Raw genomic sequence first — 22,465 nt, 5'->3', positions numbered from 1 at the left:
CCCTTGGGCGGCGACGGGACCGCCCCCGGGGCAGGGGGTCCGCCTGCACGAGCGAAGCCGAGTGCCGGGGAGAGGGCGGGCAAGGGGCCGGCACGCACCGAAGGTGCACCCCCCGCCGTACGCCCCGCCACCCCGCGTACGCCCACGCCCCCGCAGGACCAGCCCCGTGAACCCTCCTACCCCACCCGCCTCAACAACGCCAGATACATCGCATCCGTCCCATGCACATGCGGCCACAGCTGCACATCCGGCCCCTCCCCCAGCAACGAAACCCCCGGCATCAGCGGCCTCGCGTCCACCCACTCCACCTCGAAGGGCTCGTTGCCCGCTCCCTTGCCCCGGATCACGTCGTCCACCACGACCCGCGTCTCCGCGAGGTGCGGCGAGCACGTCGCGTACCCGACGACGCCCCCGACCCGTACGGCCTTCAGCGCCTGCCGCAGCAGTTCCCGCTGCAAGGGAGCGAAGCCGTCCAGGTCCTCCGGGCGGCGACGCCACCGCGACTCCGGCCGGCGACGCAGCGCGCCGAGACCCGAGCACGGCACGTCCATCAGCACCCGGTCGAAGCTCCCCGGCAGCCACGGCGGCCGGGTCCCGTCCGCGGTGACGACCTGGTAGGGGCCCGGGTTCCCGGCGAGCGCCTGCTCGACGAGACGGGCCCGGTGCGGCTGCTTCTCGGCGGCCAGCAGCACCGCGCCGCGCTCGGAAGCGAGGGCGGCCAGCAGGGCGGCCTTGCCGCCGGGGCCGGCGCACCCGTCGAGCCAGTGCTCGTCGCGCCCCTCGACCGGCGCGTCGGCGAGCGCCGCGGCGACGAGCTGACTGCCCTCGTCCTGCACGCCCGCGCGCCCGTCCCGCACGGCGTCCAGCGCACCCGGCTCGCCGCCCTCGGCCATCCGTACCGCGTACGGCGACCAGCGGCCCGGCAGTCCGGACTCCTCGCCCAGTACGTCCAGCAGCTCGTCGGTGGTGGACCGGCCGGGCCGGGCCACCAGGGTCACCTCGGGCCGCTCGTTGTCCGCCTCCAGGAGGTCCTCGATGCCCGCCCGGCCGCCGCCCAGCGCGTCCCACAGGGCGGAGACGATCCAGCGGGGGTGCGAGTGGACGACGGCGAGGTGCTGCTCGGCATCGTCCTCGTACGGCGGAGCGACCTGTTCCACCCAGGTGTCCAGGTCCTGCTGGGAGATCTTGCGGAGCACCGCGTTGACGAACTTCGCCCGGCCCTCGCCGAGCACCACCCGCGCCAGCTCCACGCTCGCCGAGACGGCGGCGTGAGTGGGGATGCGGGTGCCGAGCAGCTGATGCGCGCCCAGCGCCAGCACGTCGAGCACGGGCGGGTCGACCTCGCGCAGCGGCCGGTCGATGCAGGCCGCGATGACCGAGTCGTACGTGCCCTGCCTGCGCAGCGTCCCGTAGACCAGCTCGGTGGCGAGCGCGGCGTCGCGCCCGTCGAAGCCCTCGTTCTTCTCGCGGGCCTTCTTCAGCAGCGGCGGCAGCACCAGGTTGGCGTAGGCGTCGCGCTCGTCGACGGCGCGCAGGGCCTCGAACGCGAGGAAGCGGACGGGGTCCTTCTGGGGTTTGCGGTGCGGCTTGTACGGCTTGCGGGGACCGCTGTTACCGGCCTTCGCGTGGGTCTGCCGGGGCTTCTGGTCGCTCACAAGGTGCTCCGCTTGTCGTCAGGGTCGAACCCCCTCAGCGTACTTCCGCCGTGGTCAGCGTCTCCCCGGGGGCGATCCGCACGCCGCGTGCCCAGTCGGCGGCCCGCATCGGCTTCTTGCCCTGCGGCTGCACCCAGAGCAGCTCGACGGCGTGCGAACCGGTCCCGACGAAGACGTTGTTCTTGCCCGCGGCGATTTCGCCCGGGGCGAGGTCGGTCCGGTCGGTCACCGGCGCCGCCTGCACCAGCTTGAGCCGCTCGCCGCGGAAGACGGTCCACGCGCCGGGGGCGGGCGTGCAGCCGCGCACGACCCGGTCCACGCGCAGTGCGGGCGCGTGCCAGTCGATCCTGGCGTCCTCGACGGTGATCTTCGGGGCGAGGGTGATGCCGTCGGCGGACTGCGGCACGGGCTTGAGCGTGCCGTCCTCGATGCCGTCCATCGTCGCGACCAGCAGCCCCGCCCCGGCGAACGCGAGCCGGGTCAGCAGGTCGCCGCTCGTGTCGGTCGGCCGTACGTCCTCGGTGATCACCCCGTACACCGGCCCCGAGTCGAGCCCCTGCTCGATCTGGAAGGTCGACGCGCCGGTCACCTCGTCGCCCGCCATCAGGGAGTGCTGTACGGGAGCGGCGCCGCGCCAGGCGGGCAGCAGCGAGAAGTGCAGGTTGACCCACCCCTGCCGGGGAACCTCCAGCGCGGCCTTCGGCAGCAGTGCCCCGTACGCGACGACCGGGCAGCAGTCGGGTCCGATCTCGCGCAGTCGCGCCAGGAAATCCTCGTCGCGCGGCTTCACCGGCTTGAGCACCTCGATCCCGGCCTCCTCCGCCCGCTCCGCGACGGGGCAGGCGACCATTCGCCGGCCGCGGCCGGCCGGAGCGTCGGGCCGGGTGACGACGGCGACGACCTCGTGCTTGGAGTCGATCAGGGCGTCCAGGGCGGGCACGGCGACCTCGGGGGTACCGGCGAAGACGAGCTTCATAGGTGTACGAGCCTCTCGTTCGGGCGGCCGGGAGGGCCGCCCACGGCACTGCCGGGCGGCCGACGGTGGTACGGAATCGGGCAGCGCACCAGTCTATGGGCGCGGCACGGCACCCGCCCGAGGGGGCGTACGCACGTCCGTGCGCCCCGCGCATATGCGGACACGCCCCTGGAGCGTGACCCCAACGCCCGGTGGCGCGTTGGTCAAAAGAGATTGACCGAAACGGGTCGCCGCAGCGGCGGTCCCGTCCTGCTTCGTCCTTCTTCATCAACGCCGGTTCGAGAGGCTTCTTCATGGCCGACCACGCAACCCACGACGCCCAAGCGCGGGCCAGCCTGCACCTGTTGGTACGGGACATCGAGCGGGTCCGCCGGCAGGTGGACGCACTGCGTACCCTCACCGCCCAGCTGGGCAATGTCTACCGTCCGCGTCGCTCCGGCCCCTCCACGGGGTTCGTCGTGTACGGGCGGGCGCCCGCCCCGACCGTCCGCCTCGCGCAGGAACTGCGCGACAGCGTCGAGACCCTGGTGACCGCCGCCGTCGACTTCGACCGCTCGCTCGGCTTCTCGTGGGACGCGGTGGGCTCGGCGCTCGGCGTCACCAAACAGGCCGTGCACCGCCGCTACGGCGCACGCCGGACCGCGCCCCAGTCCGCCCAGGCCCCCGCCACGGACCTCCACGGCACGGACCCCGCCGCCGCGCCGCTCGCCGCCCCTGTGGCGGGCCCCTCCGCCGCAACCGCGTCGGCCGGCCCGCTGACCGCCGGGAGCACCGGGACCGGAACCATGGCGCCGGCCGCGCCGATCACGAAGCGGACCGTGCCCGGAGTCCTCCCCGCGGTCCCCGCCGCACGCTCCATGCCGCCACAGCCGACGGCGGGCGGCCAGTCCGTCCGTGAGGAGACCCGCCCCTTCCCCGCCCCCCGCAACGGCTGACCTAACCCCCGCGCCCCGGGCCCTCGCCCCACGGCGGGGGCCCCGCGCACTGCCCCCCACACCCCCACACGCTCACCCGATGTCCGGCGGGTCCACCCGGATCCGCACCCCTTCCCCCGGCCCTCCGGTCCCGCCCCGTGCCATCCGCGCCGCCTGTGCCGCCTTCAGCGCCGCCGCGAGCCCCGCGCCCCGTCCGGGCGGCACCCGTACCAGCGCCCGCTCCCAGCGTTCCCCCACCGGCGGGTCCTGCGGGCGGCGGGGTCGCCCCGCGTCCGTCACCGGCAGCGGAATGGGTCCCAGCACCTCGGCCTCCTGCGGAAGTTCGACGACCCTCAGGAACTCCGCGACCTCCTCGGGCTTCCCGCTCACCGCCGCCATCCGGGACACCGGCGGGAAGCCCAGCTCCGCGCGCTCGGCCAGCTCGCGCTGGGCGCTGCCCACCGGGTCCCAGCGCACCAGCGCCTGGACGGGCCGCAGCGTCGGCTCCGCCATGATCACGACCGTGCCGCCCTCGGCCTGCCCGCGGACGAGCGAGGCCGCCGCGATCCACCGCCGCAGCGCCTCCTCCCCGGCCCGCAGGTCGGGCCGTCCGAGCATGGCCCATCCGTCCAGCAGCAGTGCCGCCGCGTATCCGCCCTCGGCCACCGGTTCGGCCCCCGGCGTACTCACCACCAGCGCCGGCGCCCCGGGCACCACGTCGAGCACATGGTCCCGTCCCGAGGTCCGCACCGGCACGGCCGGGAACGCCCGTCCCAGCTCCTCGGCGGTCCGCCGCGCTCCCACGATCTGTGCCCGCAGCCGGTGGAACCCGCACTCCGCGCACCGCCACTGCGCCTCCCCCCGTCCGCACCAGCCGCAGTGCAGCTCCCTCGCGTCGGCCGCTTCCAACGGCCCCGCACAGTGCGTGCACCGTGCGGGCGTCCGGCACCGTTCGCACGCCAGCCGCGGAACGTACCCACGACGCGGCACCTGCACGAGCACCGGCCCCGACTTCAGCCCGTCCCGTACCGCCTGCCAGGCGAGGCTCGGCAGCCGGGCGGCCCGCGCCGCGCCGTCCCGGGCCAGCTCCAGGTCCCCCACGGTCCGTACCAGCGGGGCCGCCTGCCGCACCACCTCGCGCGAGGCCGCCAACGGCCGGGCCCAGCCGCTCGCCACCAGTTGCGCGGCCTCGACAGTGCAGCTCGTGCTGCCCAGCAGGAACGCGCACCGGTCCTGCGTGGCCCGCAGTTCCAGCACCTCCCGCGCATGCGGCAACGGGGCGTGCTGTTCGCTGAGGTTCTGGTCCCCGTCGTCCCACACCACGACCAGACCGAGGTCCCTGACCGGCGCGAACATCGCCGATCTGGTCCCCACCACGGCCCGCACCGCTCCCCGCCGCACGGCCAGCCATTCCCGGTAGCGCTTCTCGGGCCCGGCGTCGGCGGTCAGCACCGCGTGCCGCCCCTCCCCGAGCACCTCGCCGAGCGCCGTGTGCACCCGTTCCACGCTCCGGCCGTCGGGCACCACGACGAGCGCCCCCCGCCCGGACGCGAGCGTCGCCGTGACCGCCCGCGCGATCTCCTCGGCCCACAGGGCTCCGGGCAACGCGGTCCACACGGCTCGCGGCGCCCCGCCCCGGGCCAGCGATTCCAGGAACGCCGCCCCCTGCTCGTACCGGCCCCAGCTGCCCGTGCCGGGAGGCTCCGGGGCGGGGAGCGCGGCCGGGAACTCCTTCTTCTCCGCCTTCGCGTTCCGCGGCGGAATCGCGAGTTGCAGCACGTCCGCCAGGCTGCCCGCGTACCGGTCGGCCACCGAGCGGGCCAGTCCCAGCAGCTCGGGGCTCAACACCGGCTCCGGCGACACCACCTGGGCCAGCGCCGCCAGCGGTCCGGGGTAGTCCGACTCGGCGACCCGCTCGACCAGGAACCCGTCGATCAGGCCGCCGCCCTCCCGCCGCCCGTCCCGCACCCGGTGTGCGCCCGCCCCGAACCGCACCCGCACCCGCACCCCCGGCTGCGCGTCCGCGTCCAGTTCCTCGGTCACCGCGTAGTCGAAGTACCGGTCGAGATGCAGCACGCCCTTGTTGACCATGACCCGTGCGACGGGCAGCTCCTTGGCCAGCGGCGCTCCCCGCCACGTCCGCGGCTTCGCCTTCGGCACCTGCTTCTCGTGCCGCAGGAACTCCCGCATCAGCGCGAGCTGCTCGGGCGGCCCGTCCTGCGGACCGCCCTGCCCACCCTGCTGCCCCTCGTTCTCGCTGCTCACAGCCCCATACCTACCAGACCCCTCTGACAGCCGACGTCCGTCGCCGCCGCTGCGTTCGGCGACCGCCTCGGCCCGCGGACCGCTGCCGGACCGGCGGTGGGAGCCGTACGGGAAACGCGAGGGCCCCGGGCCGCGTCAAGCGGTCCGGGGCCCTCGCGAAACGGAACCGGCGGCGTCCCTCAGCAGGTCGGGATCCGCGGGCCCGGAGAGAGACCGGGGCGGACGGGGCTCAGAGACCCGCGGCCTGCTTCAGCGCGTCCACCCGGTCGGTGCGCTCCCACGTGAAGTCCGGCAGCTCGCGGCCGAAGTGTCCGTAGGCGGCGGTCTGCGAGTAGATCGGGCGCAGCAGGTCGAGGTCGCGGATGATCGCGGCCGGGCGCAGGTCGAAGACCTCCGCGATGGCGTGCTCGATCCTGTCGGTGTCGACGGTGGCGGTGCCGAAGGTCTCGACGAAGAGTCCGACCGGCTCGGCCTTGCCGATCGCGTACGCGACCTGGACCTCGCAGCGGGCGGCGAGGCCGGCCGCGACGACGTTCTTGGCGACCCAGCGCATCGCGTACGCGGCCGAGCGGTCGACCTTGGACGGGTCCTTGCCGGAGAAGGCGCCGCCGCCGTGGCGGGCCATGCCGCCGTACGTGTCGATGATGATCTTGCGGCCGGTCAGGCCGGCGTCGCCCATCGGGCCGCCGATCTCGAAGCGGCCGGTCGGGTTGACCAGGAGGCGGTAGCCCTCGGTGTCGAGCTTGATGCCGTCCTCGACGAGCTGCTTGAGGACGTGCTCGACGACGAACTCGCGGATGTCCGGGGCGAGCAGGGACTCCAGGTCGATGTCCGAGGCGTGCTGCGAGGAGACGACGACCGTGTCCAGGCGGACGGCCTTGTCACCGTCGTACTCGATGGTGACCTGGGTCTTGCCGTCGGGGCGCAGGTAGGGGATCGTCCCGTTCTTGCGGACCTCGGACAGACGGCGCGACAGCCGGTGCGCGAGGTGGATCGGGAGCGGCATCAGCTCCGGGGTCTCGTCGCAGGCATAGCCGAACATCAGGCCCTGGTCGCCCGCGCCCTGCTTGTCGAGCTCGTCCTCATCGCCCTCGACCCGCTTCTCGTACGCGGTGTCGACACCCTGCGCGATGTCCGGGGACTGGGCGCCGATGGACACCGACACGCCGCAGGAGGCGCCGTCGAAGCCCTTCTTCGAGGAGTCGTAGCCGATGTCGAGGATCTTCTCGCGCACGAGCTGCGCGATCGGCGCGTACGCCTTCGTGGTGACCTCGCCGGCGACGTGCACGAGGCCCGTCGTGATCAGGGTCTCCACGGCGACCCGGGACGTCGGGTCCTCCCGCAGGAGCGCGTCGAGAATCGTGTCGCTGATCTGGTCAGCGATCTTGTCGGGGTGGCCCTCGGTCACAGACTCCGAGGTGAACAGACGACGGGACACAACGCTCCCTGGGGTTGCAGCGGCTGCTGGCTGATCATTGGCGGACCGGCACGGGAGCTGCGCCCGGCATCGGTCCGCCACCACTTTATCGGTCGTGCCTGCCCGCCGGACCACGTGTCTCACCGAATGGGAGTCATGTGATCGGCGGCACTGCATTGTGCAGCACGGAAAGCGATCTCCGCCAGGGGCCAAAAATCCTACTATTGCGGGTTTTCGGGCTTCCGGAGGGGGCGGAGCGCGGTCCCGGGCCTCGCGGCTCTACCGGCGGCTCTGATCGAGACGAGGAACGACCAAGTCCCACACGAGGTCCGCGAGAGTCTCCTTGGGGCCGTACGGCACCGGGGTCTCCGTCCCGTCCGCGCCGAGCACCACGGCCTCGTTCTCCTCCGAGCCGAAGGTCTTGCGCTCCCCGACCTCGTTGACGACGAGCAGGTCGCAGCCCTTGCGCCGGAGCTTCCTGCGCCCGTTCGCGAGGACGTCGTCGGTCTCGGCGGCGAATCCGACGACGACCTGTCCGGGACGCGGCCGCTCCTGCGCACCGCCGCCGGCGAGCTCGGCGAGGATGTCCGGGTTGCGGACCAGGGCGATCGGCGCGGGCTCGTGGCCGTCCTGCTTCTTGATCTTGCCCGTGGCGTAGGTCTCGGGGCGGAAGTCGGCGACCGCCGCGGCCATCACCACCGCGTCGGCGTCCGCCGCGGCCTGCAGGACCGCCTCGCGGAGCTGCACCGCCGTTCCGACACGGACGATGTCGGCGCCCGCCGGGTCGGGCAGCCCGGTGTTCGCCTCGATGAGCGTGACCCGGGCGCCCCGGGCGAGGGCGGTGCGCGCGAGGGCGTACCCCTGCTTGCCGGAGGATCGGTTCCCCAGGAAGCGCACCGGGTCCAGGGGTTCGCGGGTGCCTCCCGCGCTGATGACGACGTGACGGCCGGCGAGGTCGGGTGCGGCGGCACCGCGGGCCAGGACCCGGCGGCAGGTCTCGAAGATCTCGACGGGGTCGGGGAAGCGCCCCTTGCCGGTGTCGACGCCGGTCAGCCGGCCGACGGCCGGCTCCAGGACGACCGCGCCGCGGCGGCGCAGCGTGGCCACGTTCTCCTGGGTGGCGGGGTGCTCCCACATCTCGGTGTGCATGGCCGGGGCGAAGAGGACCGGACAGCGGGCGGTGAGGAGGGTGTTGGTCAGGAGGTCGTCGGCGAGGCCGTGGGCCGCCTTGGCGAGCATGTCCGCGGTGGCGGGGGCGACGACGACGAGGGCCGCGTGCTGGCCGATGCGGACGTGCGGGACCTCGTGGACGGAGTCCCACACCTCGGCGGAGACCGGGTTGCCGGACAGCGCCGACCAGGTGGCCGCGCCCACGAAGTGCAGGGATGCCTCCGTCGGCACGACCCGTACGTCGTGGCCCGACTCCGTCAGCCGGCGCAGCAGCTCGCACGCCTTGTAGGCGGCGATGCCCCCGCTGACCCCCAGGACGACCTTCGGCTTCTCCACAGTCACAGCTCCCCGCTTCGACACACGTGCGTACAGGACCCATCACACACCACAGGCCCGACGGGCGTGCCGTCGGGCCTGTGGTGAAGACGCTCTGTTATGCCTACTGCGCGGGGCCCTCGATGGCCTCGGACGTCAGCAGACCCGCGTTGATCTCACGCAGGGCGATCGAGAGGGGCTTCTCGTGGACGTGGGTGTCCACCAGCGGACCGACGTACTCCAGCAGGCCTTCGCCGAGCTGGGAGTAGTACGCGTTGATCTGGCGCGCGCGCTTGGCCGCGTAGATCACGAGGCTGTACTTGGAGTCCGTGGCCTCAAGCAGCTCATCGATCGGCGGGTTGATGATGCCCTCGGGCGTGGTGATGGAAGAGGACACGCTCTACCTTCCGAAAACTTCCGGGACACCCGGCTTCCGGAGAACCGGTCTTCTGGGCCGCCCGAAAAAAGTGGACAAAGATCAAACAACTTCCATCAAGGCTAGCAGCTCACGTGCTACGTCCTCGACGGAGGTGTTGACAAGGGTGGTGTCGAACTCCGCCTCGGCGGCGAGTTCGATCTTGGCGGCAGCCAGTCGGCGCTCGATGACCTCGGGCGACTCGGTGCCGCGGCCGGTCAGGCGGCGGACCAGTTCGTCCCAGCTCGGCGGCGCGAGGAAGACCAGCTGGGAGTCGGCGAGCGACTCCTTGACCTGGCGTGCCCCCTGGAGGTCGATCTCCAGCAGTACGGGCTCGCCCGCCTCCAGACGCTCGGAGACGGCGGCGCGCGGGGTGCCGTAACGATTGCCCGCGAACTCGGCCCACTCCAGCAGTTCCCCGTTGGCGACCAGCTTGTCGAACTCCTCGTCGGAGACGAAGAAGTACTGGACGCCGTGCCGCTCGCCGGGACGCGGCTTGCGGGTGGTGGCCGAGACGGACAGCCAGACCTCGGGGTGGACCTTGCGCATGTGCGCGACGACCGTGCTCTTGCCGACCCCGGAGGGGCCGGAGAGCACGGTCAGCCGCGGACGTGCGTCCGGGGGTGCGGGGGTCGTCCCCCGGGATGTTGCAGCCATGGAGCGATTATTCCAGCTTCCCGGGCGTGCCCGGACCGCGAGTCAACCGCCTTGCGTGAGGACGGGGAGAACCGCCGGGGCGTCCACGGGGGACGCTCAGGCGGCGCTGCCGCCGAACTCCCGCTCCAGGGATGCGATCTGATTGGAGCCCAGACCGCGCACCCGGCGGCTCTCGGAGATGCCGAGCCGCTCCATGATCTGCTTCGCGCGGACCTTGCCGACGCCGGGCAGGGACTCCAGGAGTGCGGAGACCTTCATCTTCCCGATGACGTCGTTCTCCTGGCCCTGCTTGATGACCTCGTGGAGGGAAGCGCCGGAGTGCTTGAGTCGATTCTTGACCTCGGCCCGCTCCCGGCGAGCCGCGGCGGCCTTTTCGAGCGCGGCTGCGCGCTGTTCAGGGGTAAGGGGCGGAAGAGCCACGCCTACGTCACCTCGGATGTCGAACTGTCGGATACGGACCGGTGTGGAGCTAGTAACCCCGCACTCGGTGACCAAACACACGGTGGAGCTGTGTGTTTGCTCTCGTCGGAGACTAGCGGGGATGGCCGCTCCCGTCAGTGAGAACGGACCAAAAGTCCTGGTCAGCCTCAGACGAGCTGGACATTTCTGCCGATACCGACCGAGTTTTGGCTGATGAATTCGTCAACTGCGCACCCGGAACGCTCCCGGCCGGGTGGTCAGGAGGCCGAAACGGCCTCGCGCACCTCGTCCGCGAACCGCTGGGCGGAGTCCCGCAGTCCGCTCCGGCCGGGTCCGTGGCGCAGGACCCCGCGGCTCACGCTCGGCACGACGTTGCCGACCGCGGAGCCGAAGACCTTGGGCAGATCGGCGGGGGTCGCGCCCTGCGCGCCGATGCCGGGGGCGAGCAGCGGGCCGTTGATCGCGAGGTTCGCGCCCGCGTCGCCCAGCGTCGCGCCGACGACCGCGCCGACGGAGCCCATCGGCTCGGCGCCCGCGTTCTCGGCGGCCATGTGGTCCAGCATCAGCTGGGCCAGCGAGCGGCCGTCGGCGGCGGTGGCGCGCTGCACCTCTGCGCCCTCCGGGTTGGAGGTGAGGGCCAGGACGAAGACGCCCGCGCCGTTCGCGGCGGCCAGGTCGAGCGCCGGGCGCAGCGAGCCGAAGCCGAGGTACGGGGAGACGGTGACCGCATCCGAGAACAGCGAGGACGCGGGGTCGAGGTAGGTGGCCGCGTACGCGCCCATGGTCGAGCCGATGTCGCCGCGCTTGGCGTCCATCAGGACCAGGGCCCCGGCCGCGCGGGCCTCTTCGACGGCCTTCTCCAGGACGGCGATGCCGCGCGAGCCGAACCGCTCGAAGAACGCGGACTGCGGCTTGAGGACGGCGACCCGGTCGGCGAGCGCCTCGACGACGGTGCGGGTGAAGGTCTCCAGGCCCCGGACGTCGTCGGCCAGGCCCCAGGCGTCCAGGAGGGAGGCGTGCGGGTCGATGCCGACGCAGAGGGGGCCACGGGTGTTCATGGCGGCGCGCAGTCGCGTACCGAAGGGGGTCACAGTCATGCGGCGGCCTTCTTACGGGTGTCGGCGCCGACGGCCTCGGCGAGGGTCTTGTACGGGCTGTTGGCGAGGCGCGCGGCCAGGCCCTTGTGGATGGCGCGGGCGTAGCAGGGGCCCTCGTAGACGAAGGCGCTGTAACCCTGGATCAGGGTCGCGCCCGCGAGGATGCGCTGCCAGGCGTCCTCGGCGTTCTCGATGCCGCCCACCCCGATGAGGGTGAGGTCGTCGCCCACGCGGGCGTACAGGCGGCGCAGGACCTCCAGGGAGCGGGCCTTGACGGGTGCGCCGGAGAGGCCGCCGGTCTCGCCGTACAGCTCGGGGGAGGACTTCAGGCCGAGGCTCTCGCGGGCGATGGTGGTGTTGGTGGCGATGATGCCGTCGAGGCCGAGTTCCAGGGCCAGGTCGGCGACGGCGTCGACGTCCTCGTCCGCGAGGTCGGGGGCGATCTTGACCAGGAGCGGGACGCGGCGGCCGGTGACGGTCCGGTCGGCTGCTTCCCGTACGGCGGTGAGCAGCGGGCGCAGCGACTCGGTGGCCTGGAGGTTGCGCAGGCCGGGGGTGTTCGGGGACGACACGTTGACGACGAGGTAGTCGGCGTGGGCGGCCAGCCGCTCGGTGGAGGTCACGTAGTCGGCGATGGCCTCCGCCTCGGGGACCACCTTCGTCTTGCCGATGTTGACGCCGACGGTGGTCTTGAAGACGGGGTTGCGGGCGGCCAGGCGGGCGGCCACCGCCTCGGAGCCCTCGTTGTTGAAGCCCATGCGGTTGATCAGCGCGCGGTCGGCGAGCAGGCGGAAGAGGCGTTTCCTGGGGTTGCCGGGCTGCGGCTGCGCGGTGACGGTGCCGATCTCGACGTGGTCGAAGCCGAGCATGGTCATGCCGTCGATGGCGACGGCGTTCTTGTCGAAACCGGCGGCCAGGCCGAAGGGGCCGTGCATGCGCAGGCCCAGGGCCTCGGTGCGCAGCTCCTCGTACCGGGGCGCGAGGGCGGCGGCGACGAAGGTGCGCAGGACGGGGACGCGGGCGGCCAGGCGGATCCAGCGGAAGGCCAGGTAGTGGGCCTTCTCGGGGTCCATCCGCTTGAAGACGAGGTCGAAGAAGAACTTGTACATGGGTGCCTTCGGAAGTCTGTGGGGAGGGCGGGCTCGCGAAGAGGGGGACACCGTTTCCGGTGTCCCCCTCCCCTGCGGTCTAGTCCTCGCGGGCCGCGGTCAGATGTTCCGCGTGTTCCTGGAGGGAGCGGACCCCCACGTCGCCGCGGTTGAGGGCGTCGATGCCCTGGACGGCGGCGGCGAGCGCCTGGACCGTGGTGAGGCAGGGTACGGAACGGGCCACGGCGGCCGTGCGGATCTCGTAGCCGTCGAGTCGGCCGCCCGTGCCGTACGGGGTGTTGATGATGAGGTCGACCTCGCCGTCGTGGATCAGCTGGACGATGGTCTTCTCGCCGTTCGGGCCCTCGCCCTCGGACTGCTTGCGCACGACGGTGGCGTTGATGCCGTTGCGCTTGAGGACCTCGGCGGTGCCGGAGGTGGCGAGCAGTTCGAAGCCGTGGGCGACGAGCTCGCGCGCCGGGAAGATCATCGAGCGCTTGTCCCGGTTGGCGACCGAGATGAAGGTGCGGCCCTTGGTGGGCAGCGGGCCGTACGCGCCGGCCTGCGACTTGGCGTACGCCGTGCCGAAGACCGAGTCGATGCCCATGACCTCGCCGGTGGAGCGCATCTCCGGGCCCAGCACGGTGTCGACGCCGCGTCCGTGCATGTCGCGGAAGCGGCTCCACGGCATCACGGCCTCCTTGACGGAGATCGGCGCGTCGGGCGGCAGCGTGCCGCCGTCGCCGGTCTTCGGCAGCATGCCCTCGGCGCGCAGTTCGGCGACGGTGGCGCCCAGCGAGATGCGGGCGGCGGCCTTCGCGAGCGGCACCGCGGTCGCCTTCGAGGTGAAGGGGACGGTGCGGGAGGCGCGCGGGTTGGCTTCCAGGACGTAGAGGATGTCCCCGGCCATGGCGAACTGGATGTTGATCAGTCCGCGCACCCCGACGCCCTTGGCGATGGCCTCCGTGGAGATCCGCAGCCGCTTGATGTCGAAGCCGCCGAGGGTGATCGGGGGCAGTGCGCAGGCCGAGTCGCCGGAGTGGATGCCGGCTTCCTCGATGTGCTCCATGACGCCGCCGAGGTAGAGCTCGTGGCCGTCGTAGAGGGCGTCGACGTCGATCTCGATGGCGTCGTCGAGGAAGCGGTCGACCAGGACGGGGCGGTCCGGGCCGATCTCGGTGGACTCCTCGATGTACGAGGAGAGCCGGGTCTCGTCGTAGACGATCTCCATGCCGCGGCCGCCGAGCACGTACGACGGGCGCACCAGGACCGGGTAGCCGATCTCGTCGGCGATGGCCTTGGCCTCGTCGAACGTGGTGGCGGTGCCGTGCTTGGGCGCCGGCAGGCCGGCCTCGGCGAGCACGCGGCCGAAGGCGCCGCGGTCCTCGGCGGCGTGGATGGCCTCCGGCGGGGTGCCGACGACGGGGACGCCGTTGTCCTTGAGCGCCTGGGCGAGGCCGAGGGGGGTCTGGCCGCCGAGCTGGACGATGACACCGGCGATCGGGCCCGCGAGGGACTCCGCGTGGACGATCTCCAGCACGTCTTCGAGGGTGAGGGGCTCGAAGTACAGGCGGTCGGAGGTGTCGTAGTCGGTGGAGACCGTCTCCGGGTTGCAGTTGACCATCACGGTCTCGTAGCCGGCGTCGCTGAGCGCGAAGGAGGCGTGGACGCAGGAGTAGTCGAACTCGATGCCCTGGCCGATGCGGTTCGGACCGGAGCCCAGGATGATCACGGCGGGCTTCTCGCGGGGCGCGACCTCGGACTCCTCGTCGTACGAGGAGTAGAAGTACGGCGTCTTCGCGGCGAACTCGGCGGCGCAGGTGTCGACGGTCTTGTAGACGGGGCGCACGCCCAGCGCGTGGCGGACCTCGCGGACGACGTCCTCGCGCAGGCCGCGGATCTCGGCGATCTGGACGTCCGAGAAGCCGTGCCGCTTGGCGTCGGCGAGCAGCTCGGGGTCGAGCTTGTCGGCGGCGGCCAGCTCGTCCGCGTACTCCTTGATCAGGAACAGCTGGTCGACGAACCAGGGGTCGATCTTCGTGGCGTCGAAGACCTCCTCCTGGGTGGCGCCGGCCCGGATGGCCTGCATGACGGTGTTGATGCGGCCGTCGGTGGGGACCTGGGAGAGTTCGAGCAGTTCGGCCTTGTCGCCGGGCTCGCCGGTGAAGCTGAACTGGCTGCCCTTCTTCTCCAGGGAGCGCAGCGCCTTGTTGAGCGCCTCGGTGAAGTTGCGACCGATCGCCATGGCCTCGCCCACCGACTTCATGGTGGTGGTGAGGGTGGCGTCGGCGGCCGGGAACTTCTCGAAGGCGAAGCGCGGGACCTTGACGACGACGTAGTCGAGGGTCGGCTCGAAGGAGGCCGGGGTCTTCTCGGTGATGTCGTTGGGGATCTCGTCCAGCGTGTAGCCGACGGCCAGGCGGGCGGCGATCTTGGCGATCGGGAAGCCGGTGGCCTTGGAGGCGAGCGCCGAGGAGCGGGAGACGCGCGGGTTCATCTCGATGACGATGATGCGGCCGTCGTCGGGGTTGACCGCGAACTGGATGTTGCAGCCGCCGGTGTCGACGCCGACCTCGCGGATGATCGCGATGCCGATGTCGCGCAGCCGCTGGTACTCGCGGTCGGTCAGCGTCATCGCCGGGGCGACGGTGATGGAGTCTCCGGTGTGCACGCCCATCGGGTCGAAGTTCTCGATGGAGCAGACGACCACGACGTTGTCGTGTCTGTCGCGCATCAGCTCCAGCTCGTACTCCTTCCAGCCGAGGATGGACTCCTCCAGGAGCACCTCGGTGGTCGGCGAGAGTGTGAGGCCCTGTCCCGCGATGCGGCGCAGTTCCTCCTCGTCGTGGGCGAAGCCGGACCCGGCGCCGCCCATGGTGAAGGAGGGGCGCACGACGACGGGGTAGCCGCCGAGCGTGTCGACGCCCGCGACGACCTCGTCCATGGTGTGGCAGATGACCGAGCGGGCGGACTCGCCGTACCCGATCTTCGCCTTGACGGCCTCGACGACGCCCTTGAAGAGGTCGCGGTCCTCGCCCTTGTTGATGGCCTCGACGTTGGCGCCGATCAGCTCCACGCCGTACTTCTCCAGCACGCCCTGTTCGTGCATGGAGATCGCCGTGTTGAGCGCGGTCTGGCCGCCGAGGGTCGGCAGGAGGGCGTCGGGACGCTCCTTGGCGATGATCTTCTCGACGTACTCCGGGGTGATCGGCTCGACGTACGTGGCGTCGGCGATCTCCGGGTCGGTCATGATCGTCGCCGGGTTCGAGTTGACCAGGACGACCCGCAGGCCCTCGGCCTTGAGGATGCGGCAGGCCTGGGTGCCGGAGTAGTCGAACTCCGCGGCCTGGCCGATGACGATCGGGCCGGAGCCGATGACCAGGACGGACTGGATATCGGTGCGCTTAGGCACGCTGGCCCTCCATGAGCTCTACGAAGCGGTCGAACAGGTACGCGGCGTCGTGCGGACCCGCTGCCGCCTCGGGGTGGTACTGGACGCTGAAGGCCGGCTGGTCGAGGAGCCGCAGGCCCTCCACCACGTCGTCGTTCAGGCAGACGTGGGAGACCTCCGCCCGGCCGTAGGGGGTGTCGGAGACCTCGTCGAGGGGTGCGTCGACGGCGAATCCGTGGTTGTGCGCGGTGATCTCCACCTTGCCGGTGGTGCGGTCCTGCACCGGCTGGTTGATGCCGCGGTGGCCGTACTTCAGCTTGTACGTGCCGAAGCCGAGCGCCCGGCCGAGGATCTGGTTGCCGAAGCAGATGCCGAACAGCGGCGTCTTCTTCGCCAGCGCGGCCTTGATCAGGGTGAGATCGACGGTCGACGGGTCGCCGGGGCCGTTGGAGAGGAAGACGCCGTCCGGGTTGACGGCGTACAGCTCCTCGGCCGTGGCGCTCGCGGGCATCACGTGCACCTCGATGCCGCGTTCGGCCATCCGGTGCGGGGTCATGCCCTTGATGCCGAGGTCGATCGCGGCGACGGTGAAGCGCTTCTCACCGATCGCGGGGACGACGTACGTCTCCTCGGTGGCGACCTCGGCGGAGAGGTCGGCGCCCTTCATCTGCGGGGCCTGCTGGACCCGCGCAAGGAGCGTGGCCTCGTCGGCCAGTGCCTCGCCGGAGAAGATGCCGACGCGCATGGCGCCGCGCTCGCGCAGGTGGCGGGTGAGGGCGCGGGTGTCGATGCCGGAGATCCCGACGACGCCCTGGGCGCTCAGCTCGTCGTCCAGGGTGCGCCGGGCGCGCCAGTTGGACGGGACGCGGGCGGGGTCCCGTACGACGTAGCCCGCGACCCAGATCTTCTTCGACTCGTCGTCCTCGTCGTTGACGCCGGTGTTGCCCACGTGCGGGGCGGTCATCACGACGACCTGACGGTGGTACGAGGGGTCGGTGAGGGTTTCCTGGTAGCCGGTCATGCCGGTGTTGAACACCGCCTCGCCGAAGGTCTCCCCCACGGCCCCGTAGGCGCGGCCGCGGAAGCTGCGGCCGTCCTCCAGGACGAGTACGGCGGGAGCCTGGCCGGCTCCCCGGGTGGAGATCGTCATCGTGCGGTGCCTTCCGTAGTGCCTGCGGTCTTCGTGGAGCTGTTGCCCGTGGAGCTGTCGGTCGTGGAGCTGTCGGTCATGGAGTTGATGGCCTCGACCCAGGCCGTGTGTTCGGCCGCCCTGTCGGAGCGGAAGCCCGAGTCGATCTGCTTGCCGCCGTGTTCCCAGGTGACGACCAGCAGGCCGCCCTCCGCCAGGACCTTTCCGGCGATGCCCTTGTCGAGGCGGGCCGCGACGAGCTGGGCGCGGGGTACGAAGAAGTCGTCCGCCCCGGGCCGTACGACGTCCATGCCCTGGTCGGTGAGCGTCAGCTCGACCCTGCTGCGGGTGCCCAGGCCCCGGGCCACGATCCGGTCGAGCCACTGCCCGGCGGTCGTGGACCCGTGGTACCGGCCACTCGTCCTCAGCTTCGCCTCACCGGGCCCGGTCGGCGATTCGGGGAGGGGCGGCAGGTCCGACTGGAGGGTGCCCCGCCACTTCCAGCCCTGGCGCATCAGCCAGTACACGAAGGCCACGAAGATCAGCAGGCCGACCACCCAGGCGATGCGCGCGCCCCAGTCGGTCACCTCCGCCGACTTCTTCTCGGCTTCGATTGCCAGCACAGTGAGAGTTGTCACGCGAGTTTCCCGTCCACGACCGTTGCCCGGCCCCGCAGGAAGGTGTGGGTGACGCGTCCCGGCAGCTCGCGCCCCTGGTAGGGGGTGTTGCGGCTGCGGGAGGCGAAGCCCGCGGGGTCCACCTGTCCACGGTAAGCGGCGTCGACGAGGGTGAGGTTCGCGGGTTCGCCCGCCGAGACGGGACGGCCGTGGCCCTCCAGCCGGCCGATGACGGCCGGGGCGTACGACATGCGCTCGGCGACACCGGCCCAGTCGAGCAGCCCGGTCTCCACCATCGTCTGCTGGACGACGGACAGCGCGGTCTCCAGGCCCACCATGCCCATGGCGGCGGCGGCCCACTCGCAGTCCTTGTCCTCGTGCGGGTGCGGGGCGTGGTCGGTGGCGACGATGTCGATCGTGCCGTCGGCGAGCGCCTCGCGCAGCGCCATGACGTCCTTCTCGGTGCGCAGCGGCGGGTTGACCTTGTAGACGGGGTTGTACGAGCGGACCAGCTCGTCGGTGAGCAGCAGATGGTGCGGGGTGACCTCGGCCGTCACGTCGATGCCGCGCGACTTCGCCCACCGGACGATCTCGACGGAACCGGCGGTCGACAGGTGGCAGATGTGCACCCGCGAGCCGACGTGCTCGGCGAGCAGCACGTCGCGCGCGATGATCGACTCCTCGGCGACGGCGGGCCAGCCGCCGAGTCCGAGTTCCGCGGAGACGACGCCCTCGTTCATCTGGGCGCCCTCGGTGAGGCGGGGTTCCTGGGCGTGCTGGGCGACGACGCCGCCGAATGCCTTCACGTACTCCAGGGCGCGGCGCATGATCACGGCGTCGTCGACGCACTTGCCGTCGTCGGAGAAGACCTTCACGCCGGCGGCGGAGTCGTGCATCGCGCCGAGCTCGGCGAGCTGCTTGCCCTCCAGGCCGACGGTGACGGCGCCGATGGGCTGCACGTCGCAGTAGCCGGACTCCTGGCCCAGCCGCCAGACCTGCTCGACGACGCCGGCGGTGTCGGCGACGGGGAAGGTGTTGGCCATGGCGAACACGGCGGTGTAGCCGCCGCAGGCGGCGGCGCGGGTGCCGGTGAGGACGGTCTCGGAGTCCTCGCGGCCCGGCTCGCGCAGGTGGGTGTGCAGGTCGACGAGGCCCGGCAGCAGGATCTTGCCTCCGGCCTCGACGACGGTCGCGTCCCCGGCTTCGAGACCGGTACCGACCTGGGCGATCGTCTCGCCGTCGATCAGTACGTCCTGGACCTCGCCGCCCAGCACCTTCGCACCACGGATCAGGGTCTTGCTCATGATTACTTGCTCTCCTCGGTACGGGCGGCAGGGGCGGGGGTGGCGGACTCGTTGCCGCCCAGGAGCAGATAGAGGACGGCCATGCGGACGGACACGCCGTTGGCGACCTGCTCGACGACCGTGCAGCGGTCGGAGTCGGCGACGTCGGCGGTGATCTCCATGCCGCGGACCATGGGGCCGGGGTGCATGACGACGGCGTGCTCGGGCATCTTCGCCATGCGCTCGCCGTTGAGCCCGTACCGCCGCGAGTACTCGCGCTCGGTCGGGAAGAAGGCGGCGTTCATGCGTTCGCGCTGGACGCGCAGCATCATCACCGCGTCGGACTTCGCGAGGACGCTGTCGATGTCGTACGAGACGTGCGCGGGCCAGTGCTCGACGCCGATCGGCAGCAGGGTGGGCGGCGCGACGAGGGTGACCTCGGCGCCGAGGGTGTGCAGCAGGTCCACGTTGGAGCGGGCGACCCGGCTGTGCAGGACGTCGCCGACGAGCGTGATCCGTTTGCCCTCCAGGTCCCGGCCGAGTCCGGCGTCCCGTCCGACCAGGCGGCGTCGCATGGTGAAGGCGTCGAGCAGGGCCTGGGTGGGGTGCTGGTGCGTGCCGTCGCCGGCGTTGATGACGGTCGCGTCGATCCAGTCGGAGGTCGCGAGGCGGTACGGGGCCCCGCTCGCGCCGTGCCGGATGACGACGGCGTCGACGCCCATCGCCTCCAGGGTCTGTGCGGTGTCCTTCAGCGACTCGCCCTTGGAGACCGAGGACCCCTTGGCGGTGAAGTTGATGACGTCCGCCGACAGGCGCTTCTCGGCGGCCTCGAAGGAGATCCGGGTGCGCGTCGAGTCCTCGAAGAAGAGGTTGACGACGGTGCGCCCGCGCAGGGTGGGCAGTTTCTTGATCGGCCGGTCGGCGACCCGGGCCATCTCCTCGGCCGTGTCGAGGATCAGGACGGCGTCGTCGCGGGTGAGGTCGGCGGCCGAGATGAGGTGGCGCATCATCTTGGGTTCTCTCCAGGTGTACGCAGGTGGGGAGGGGGCCTACGAGCAGGCAGCAGCGTCCGTACGACCCGGGTCGCGGGCCGTACGGGGAGGCGTACTGCTACTTGTCGGCCGGGGAGGTCTGCTTGACGCCGAGCAGTACGGTGTCGCGACCGTCCTCCTCGGCGAGCTGGACCTTGACCGTCTCCCGCAGCGACGTGGGGAGGTTCTTGCCGACGTAGTCGGCGCGGATCGGCAGTTCGCGGTGGCCGCGGTCGACGAGGACGGCCAGCTGGACGGCGCGCGGGCGGCCCAGGTCGCCGAGGGCGTCGAGGGCGGCGCGGATGGTCCGGCCGGAGAAGAGCACGTCGTCGACGAGGACCACGAGGCGGCCGTCGAGGCCGTCGCCGGGGATCTCGGTCCGGGCGAGGGCGCGGGCGGGCCGCATCCGCAGGTCGTCGCGGTACATGGTGATGTCGAGGGAGCCGACCGGCACCGGGCGGCCGGTGATCTCTTCGAGCTTGGCGCCGAGCCGGCGGGCGAGGAAGACGCCGCGGGTCGGGATGCCGAGAAGGACGCAGTCGTCGGCGCCTTTGGCGCGTTCGACGATTTCGTGCGCGATGCGGGTCAGCATGCGGGCGATGTCGGGGCCTTCGAGAACGGCCCGCGCGGCATCGGAATCGCTTGTGCCGCCGGTAATGCCGGTATTGCCGGTGTCCATAATGAAACGGACCTCCTTCTCCGCCTCACGGGACGGCTCTTAAAGGACGTCGGATGTACGGTCCCACGGTAGCAGGGGCCCTGGTTCCCTTCATTCCCGGGGGCCCCACCCGTTCGGCTTGACGCAACCAAGTAACGCTGCGTAACCTCACAGTGAGTTACCAGCCACGCGGCGGAGCCGCAATGTTCCAGCGTCCGGGGAGCTTTATGTCCAGCGAATACGCCAAGCAGCTCGGAGCCAAGCTCCGTGCGATCCGCACCCAGCAGGGCCTTTCCCTCCATGGTGTCGAGGAGAAGTCCCAGGGCCGCTGGAAGGCGGTCGTGGTGGGTTCGTACGAGCGCGGCGACCGCGCAGTGACCGTGCAGCGTCTTGCCGAGCTCGCGGACTTCTACGGGGTGCCGGTGCAGGAGCTGCTGCCGGGAACCACGCCCGGCGGTGCCGCCGAGCCGCCGCCCAAGCTCCGTCTCGACCTGGAGCGTCTCGCGCACGTTCCGGCGGAGAAGGCCGGCCCGCTCCAGCGGTACGCGGCCACCATCCAGTCGCAGCGCGGCGACTACAACGGCAAGGTGCTGTCGATCCGTCAGGACGACCTGCGCACCCTCGCCGTCATCTACGACCAGTCCCCCTCGGTGCTGACCGAACAGCTCATCAGCTGGGGCGTGCTGGACGCGGACGCGCGTCGCGCCGTGGGCCACGAAGAGGTCTGATACAGGGCCCTCGGGCCTGTGCGCCGCAAGAGAAGAAACGTACCGCCGGGGGCGGTGGGAACCATCCGGTTCGCACCGCCCCCGGCGGTTCTTCCGTTCCGGGGCGAACGCTCCGGGGCACGACGAGGGGCCCGCGGCACGGATGATCCGCACCGCGGGCCCCTCGGTGGCATGAGCCCACCGGCGGCGAGCGTCAGCCCTCCTCGCGGCGGAGCTTCGGCTTCAGGTCCTTGAACCGGCCCAGCAGGCCGTTCACGAACGACGGGGAGTCGTCGGTGGAGAACTCCTTGGCGAGCTGTACCGCCTCGTCGATCACCACCGCGTCCGGGGTCCCGTCCACCCACACCAGCTCGTACGTACCGAGCCGGACGATGTTGCGGTCCACGACCGGCATGCGGTCGAGGTCCCAGCCCTCGGCATAGGTCTCGATGAGCTCGTCGATGCGCGGCGCGTACTGCGCGTACCCCTCGACGAGTTCCATCGTGTATTCGGTCACCGGCGGCTGGCGCTCGTCGCTCCGCGAGTGCCGGACCCAGTCCGCGAGGACATTCTGCACGGACGTGCCGCGCTGATCGGCCTCGAAGAGGATCTGGAACGCGCGCTTGCGGGCGTTGTTGCGAGCAGCCACGGTTAGCTGTTCACCCGGCCGAGGTAGTCGCCCGTGCGGGTGTCGACCTTGATCTTCTCGCCGGTCGTGATGAACAGCGGGACGCCGATCTCGTAACCGGTCTCCAGGGTGGCGGGCTTGGTGCCACCGGTGGAGCGGTCACCCTGCACACCGGGGTCGGTGTGCTGGATCGTCAGCTCGACGGCGGCCGGCAGCTCGACGTAGAGCACCTCGCCCTCGTGCTGGGCGACGGAGGCGGTGAAGCCCTCGATCAGGAAGTTGGCGGTGTTGCCGACGGCCTTGCGGTCGACCATGAGCTGGTCGTACGTGTCCATGTCCATGAAGACGAAGTAGTCGCCGTCCATGTACGAGAACTGCATGTCGCGGCGGTCGATGGTGGCCGTCTCGACCTTCGTGCCGGCGTTGAACGTCTTGTCGACGACCTTGCCGGACATCACGCTCTTGAGCTTGGTGCGCACGAAGGCGGGGCCCTTGCCGGGCTTGACGTGCTGGAACTCGACGACGGACCAGAGCTGGCCTCCGTCGAGCTTGAGCACCATGCCGTTCTTGAGGTCGTTCGTGGAAGCCACGGTTGCGGAATCTCCTGGACTGGTGGAACGACCGAAAGAACG

Annotated in this window: 20 protein-coding genes; 2 read left to right on the top strand and 18 right to left on the bottom strand. The window is 71.4% G+C overall.

All coding sequences use genetic code 11. The features are described 5' to 3' along the window. Window positions 1-176: 176 nt before the first annotated feature. A complete protein-coding gene (locus ACQPZG_RS28645; RefSeq protein WP_433548579.1) occupies window positions 177-1,655 on the bottom strand; it encodes an RsmB/NOP family class I SAM-dependent RNA methyltransferase in 1,479 nt (492 codons plus the stop codon). A gap of 34 nt (window positions 1,656-1,689) precedes the next feature. After that, entirely contained in the window at window positions 1,690-2,631 is a 942-nt protein-coding gene (gene fmt / locus ACQPZG_RS28640; RefSeq protein ID WP_433548578.1) for a methionyl-tRNA formyltransferase, read from the bottom strand. A gap of 293 nt (window positions 2,632-2,924) precedes the next feature. Here fmt and ACQPZG_RS28635 point away from each other — a divergent pair, with 293 nt between their 5' ends. Then, window positions 2,925-3,566, top strand: coding sequence for a hypothetical protein (locus ACQPZG_RS28635; protein WP_433548577.1), 642 nt, complete (start codon window positions 2,925-2,927; stop codon window positions 3,564-3,566). 72 nt (window positions 3,567-3,638) lie between these two features. Here ACQPZG_RS28635 and ACQPZG_RS28630 read toward each other — a convergent pair whose 3' ends face one another. From ACQPZG_RS28630 to pyrR, 14 genes are all read right to left on the bottom strand, one after another. After that, entirely contained in the window at window positions 3,639-5,810 is a 2,172-nt protein-coding gene (locus tag ACQPZG_RS28630; RefSeq protein ID WP_433548576.1) for a primosomal protein N', read from the bottom strand. A 229-nt stretch (window positions 5,811-6,039) separates the two neighbouring features. Next, window positions 6,040-7,248, bottom strand: coding sequence for a methionine adenosyltransferase (metK, locus tag ACQPZG_RS28625; protein ID WP_433548575.1), 1,209 nt, complete (start codon window positions 7,246-7,248; stop codon window positions 6,040-6,042). Window positions 7,249-7,506: 258 nt separating this feature from the next. After that, complete coding sequence (gene coaBC, locus ACQPZG_RS28620; RefSeq protein WP_433548574.1) at window positions 7,507-8,733, bottom strand: bifunctional phosphopantothenoylcysteine decarboxylase/phosphopantothenate--cysteine ligase CoaBC; 1,227 nt, start codon at window positions 8,731-8,733, stop codon at window positions 7,507-7,509. Between the two features lie 103 nt (window positions 8,734-8,836). Further along, complete coding sequence (gene rpoZ, locus ACQPZG_RS28615; RefSeq protein ID WP_003970369.1) at window positions 8,837-9,109, bottom strand: DNA-directed RNA polymerase subunit omega; 273 nt, start codon at window positions 9,107-9,109, stop codon at window positions 8,837-8,839. An 81-nt stretch (window positions 9,110-9,190) separates the two neighbouring features. Beyond that, window positions 9,191-9,784: a guanylate kinase gene (gmk, locus tag ACQPZG_RS28610; RefSeq protein WP_433548573.1), complete on the bottom strand. Its 594-nt coding sequence runs from the start codon at window positions 9,782-9,784 to the stop codon at window positions 9,191-9,193. Window positions 9,785-9,880: 96 nt separating this feature from the next. Continuing rightward, window positions 9,881-10,204 carry an integration host factor gene (locus ACQPZG_RS28605; protein WP_014157387.1) on the bottom strand — a complete coding sequence of 108 codons (324 nt, stop codon included), beginning with the start codon at window positions 10,202-10,204 and terminating at the stop codon, window positions 9,881-9,883. Window positions 10,205-10,461: 257 nt separating this feature from the next. Beyond that, a complete protein-coding gene (pyrF, locus tag ACQPZG_RS28600; protein ID WP_433548572.1) occupies window positions 10,462-11,301 on the bottom strand; it encodes an orotidine-5'-phosphate decarboxylase in 840 nt (279 codons plus the stop codon). After that, the gene (locus tag ACQPZG_RS28595; protein WP_433548571.1) at window positions 11,298-12,410 is read right to left on the bottom strand and encodes a quinone-dependent dihydroorotate dehydrogenase; all 1,113 of its coding nucleotides are present in this window, start codon (window positions 12,408-12,410) and stop codon (window positions 11,298-11,300) included. The genes pyrF and ACQPZG_RS28595 overlap by 4 nt, the downstream gene beginning before the upstream one ends. Window positions 12,411-12,489: 79 nt before the next feature. Then, on the bottom strand, window positions 12,490-15,801 hold the full coding sequence (gene carB, locus ACQPZG_RS28590; protein ID WP_433548570.1) for a carbamoyl-phosphate synthase large subunit: 3,312 nt from the start codon (window positions 15,799-15,801) through the stop codon (window positions 12,490-12,492). Then, the gene (gene carA / locus ACQPZG_RS28585) at window positions 15,794-16,930 is read right to left on the bottom strand and encodes a glutamine-hydrolyzing carbamoyl-phosphate synthase small subunit (RefSeq protein WP_433548569.1); all 1,137 of its coding nucleotides are present in this window, start codon (window positions 16,928-16,930) and stop codon (window positions 15,794-15,796) included. The genes carB and carA overlap by 8 nt, the downstream gene beginning before the upstream one ends. Beyond that, on the bottom strand, window positions 16,927-17,547 hold the full coding sequence (locus ACQPZG_RS28580; protein WP_433548568.1) for a hypothetical protein: 621 nt from the start codon (window positions 17,545-17,547) through the stop codon (window positions 16,927-16,929). Before ACQPZG_RS28580 ends, carA begins: the two co-directional genes overlap by 4 nt. After that, window positions 17,544-18,830, bottom strand: a complete 1,287-nt coding sequence (locus ACQPZG_RS28575) for a dihydroorotase (RefSeq protein WP_433548567.1) — start codon at window positions 18,828-18,830, stop codon at window positions 17,544-17,546. The genes ACQPZG_RS28580 and ACQPZG_RS28575 overlap by 4 nt, the downstream gene beginning before the upstream one ends. A gap of 2 nt (window positions 18,831-18,832) precedes the next feature. Then, window positions 18,833-19,819, bottom strand: a complete 987-nt coding sequence (locus tag ACQPZG_RS28570; RefSeq protein WP_433548566.1) for an aspartate carbamoyltransferase catalytic subunit — start codon at window positions 19,817-19,819, stop codon at window positions 18,833-18,835. A gap of 100 nt (window positions 19,820-19,919) precedes the next feature. Continuing rightward, window positions 19,920-20,519, bottom strand: coding sequence for a bifunctional pyr operon transcriptional regulator/uracil phosphoribosyltransferase PyrR (gene pyrR / locus ACQPZG_RS28565; RefSeq protein WP_433548565.1), 600 nt, complete (start codon window positions 20,517-20,519; stop codon window positions 19,920-19,922). 206 nt (window positions 20,520-20,725) lie between these two features. Here pyrR and bldD point away from each other — a divergent pair, with 206 nt between their 5' ends. Next, window positions 20,726-21,226: a transcriptional regulator BldD gene (gene bldD, locus ACQPZG_RS28560; protein WP_185030598.1), complete on the top strand. Its 501-nt coding sequence runs from the start codon at window positions 20,726-20,728 to the stop codon at window positions 21,224-21,226. Window positions 21,227-21,419: 193 nt separating this feature from the next. On the opposite strand, the gene nusB is transcribed toward bldD, so the two are convergent. Both nusB and efp read right to left on the bottom strand, forming a co-directional pair. Further along, the gene (gene nusB / locus ACQPZG_RS28555) at window positions 21,420-21,854 is read right to left on the bottom strand and encodes a transcription antitermination factor NusB (protein WP_433548564.1); all 435 of its coding nucleotides are present in this window, start codon (window positions 21,852-21,854) and stop codon (window positions 21,420-21,422) included. A 2-nt stretch (window positions 21,855-21,856) separates the two neighbouring features. Next, window positions 21,857-22,423 (bottom strand): elongation factor P, encoded by a 567-nt coding sequence (gene efp / locus ACQPZG_RS28550; protein ID WP_185030603.1) that lies wholly within the window; start codon window positions 22,421-22,423, stop codon window positions 21,857-21,859. Window positions 22,424-22,465 lie beyond the last annotated feature (42 nt).

The sequence above is a fragment of the Streptomyces sp. CA-294286 genome (assembly GCF_050947155.1).
Lineage (GTDB): Bacteria > Actinomycetota > Actinomycetes > Streptomycetales > Streptomycetaceae > Streptomyces.
Note: the sequence above shows the minus strand (reverse complement) of the source record. Positions and strands in the feature narration are given on the sequence as shown.

Excerpts from the sequence above, each read along its gene's own strand:
- pyrR (WP_433548565.1), bottom strand. The coding sequence starts at position 20,519 with ATGGACACCGGCAATACCGGCATTACCGGCGGCACAAGCGATTCCGAT.
- ACQPZG_RS28595 (WP_433548571.1), bottom strand. The coding sequence starts at position 12,410 with ATGTACAAGTTCTTCTTCGACCTCGTCTTCAAGCGGATGGACCCCGAG.
- ACQPZG_RS28635 (WP_433548577.1), top strand. The coding sequence starts at position 2,925 with ATGGCCGACCACGCAACCCACGACGCCCAAGCGCGGGCCAGCCTGCAC.
- ACQPZG_RS28575 (WP_433548567.1), bottom strand. The coding sequence starts at position 18,830 with ATGAGCAAGACCCTGATCCGTGGTGCGAAGGTGCTGGGCGGCGAGGTC.
- bldD (WP_185030598.1), top strand. The coding sequence starts at position 20,726 with ATGTCCAGCGAATACGCCAAGCAGCTCGGAGCCAAGCTCCGTGCGATC.
- ACQPZG_RS28570 (WP_433548566.1), bottom strand. The coding sequence starts at position 19,819 with ATGATGCGCCACCTCATCTCGGCCGCCGACCTCACCCGCGACGACGCC.
- carA (WP_433548569.1), bottom strand. The coding sequence starts at position 16,930 with ATGACGATCTCCACCCGGGGAGCCGGCCAGGCTCCCGCCGTACTCGTC.
- pyrF (WP_433548572.1), bottom strand. The coding sequence starts at position 11,301 with ATGACTGTGACCCCCTTCGGTACGCGACTGCGCGCCGCCATGAACACC.
- gmk (WP_433548573.1), bottom strand. The coding sequence starts at position 9,784 with ATGGCTGCAACATCCCGGGGGACGACCCCCGCACCCCCGGACGCACGT.
- fmt (WP_433548578.1), bottom strand. The coding sequence starts at position 2,631 with ATGAAGCTCGTCTTCGCCGGTACCCCCGAGGTCGCCGTGCCCGCCCTG.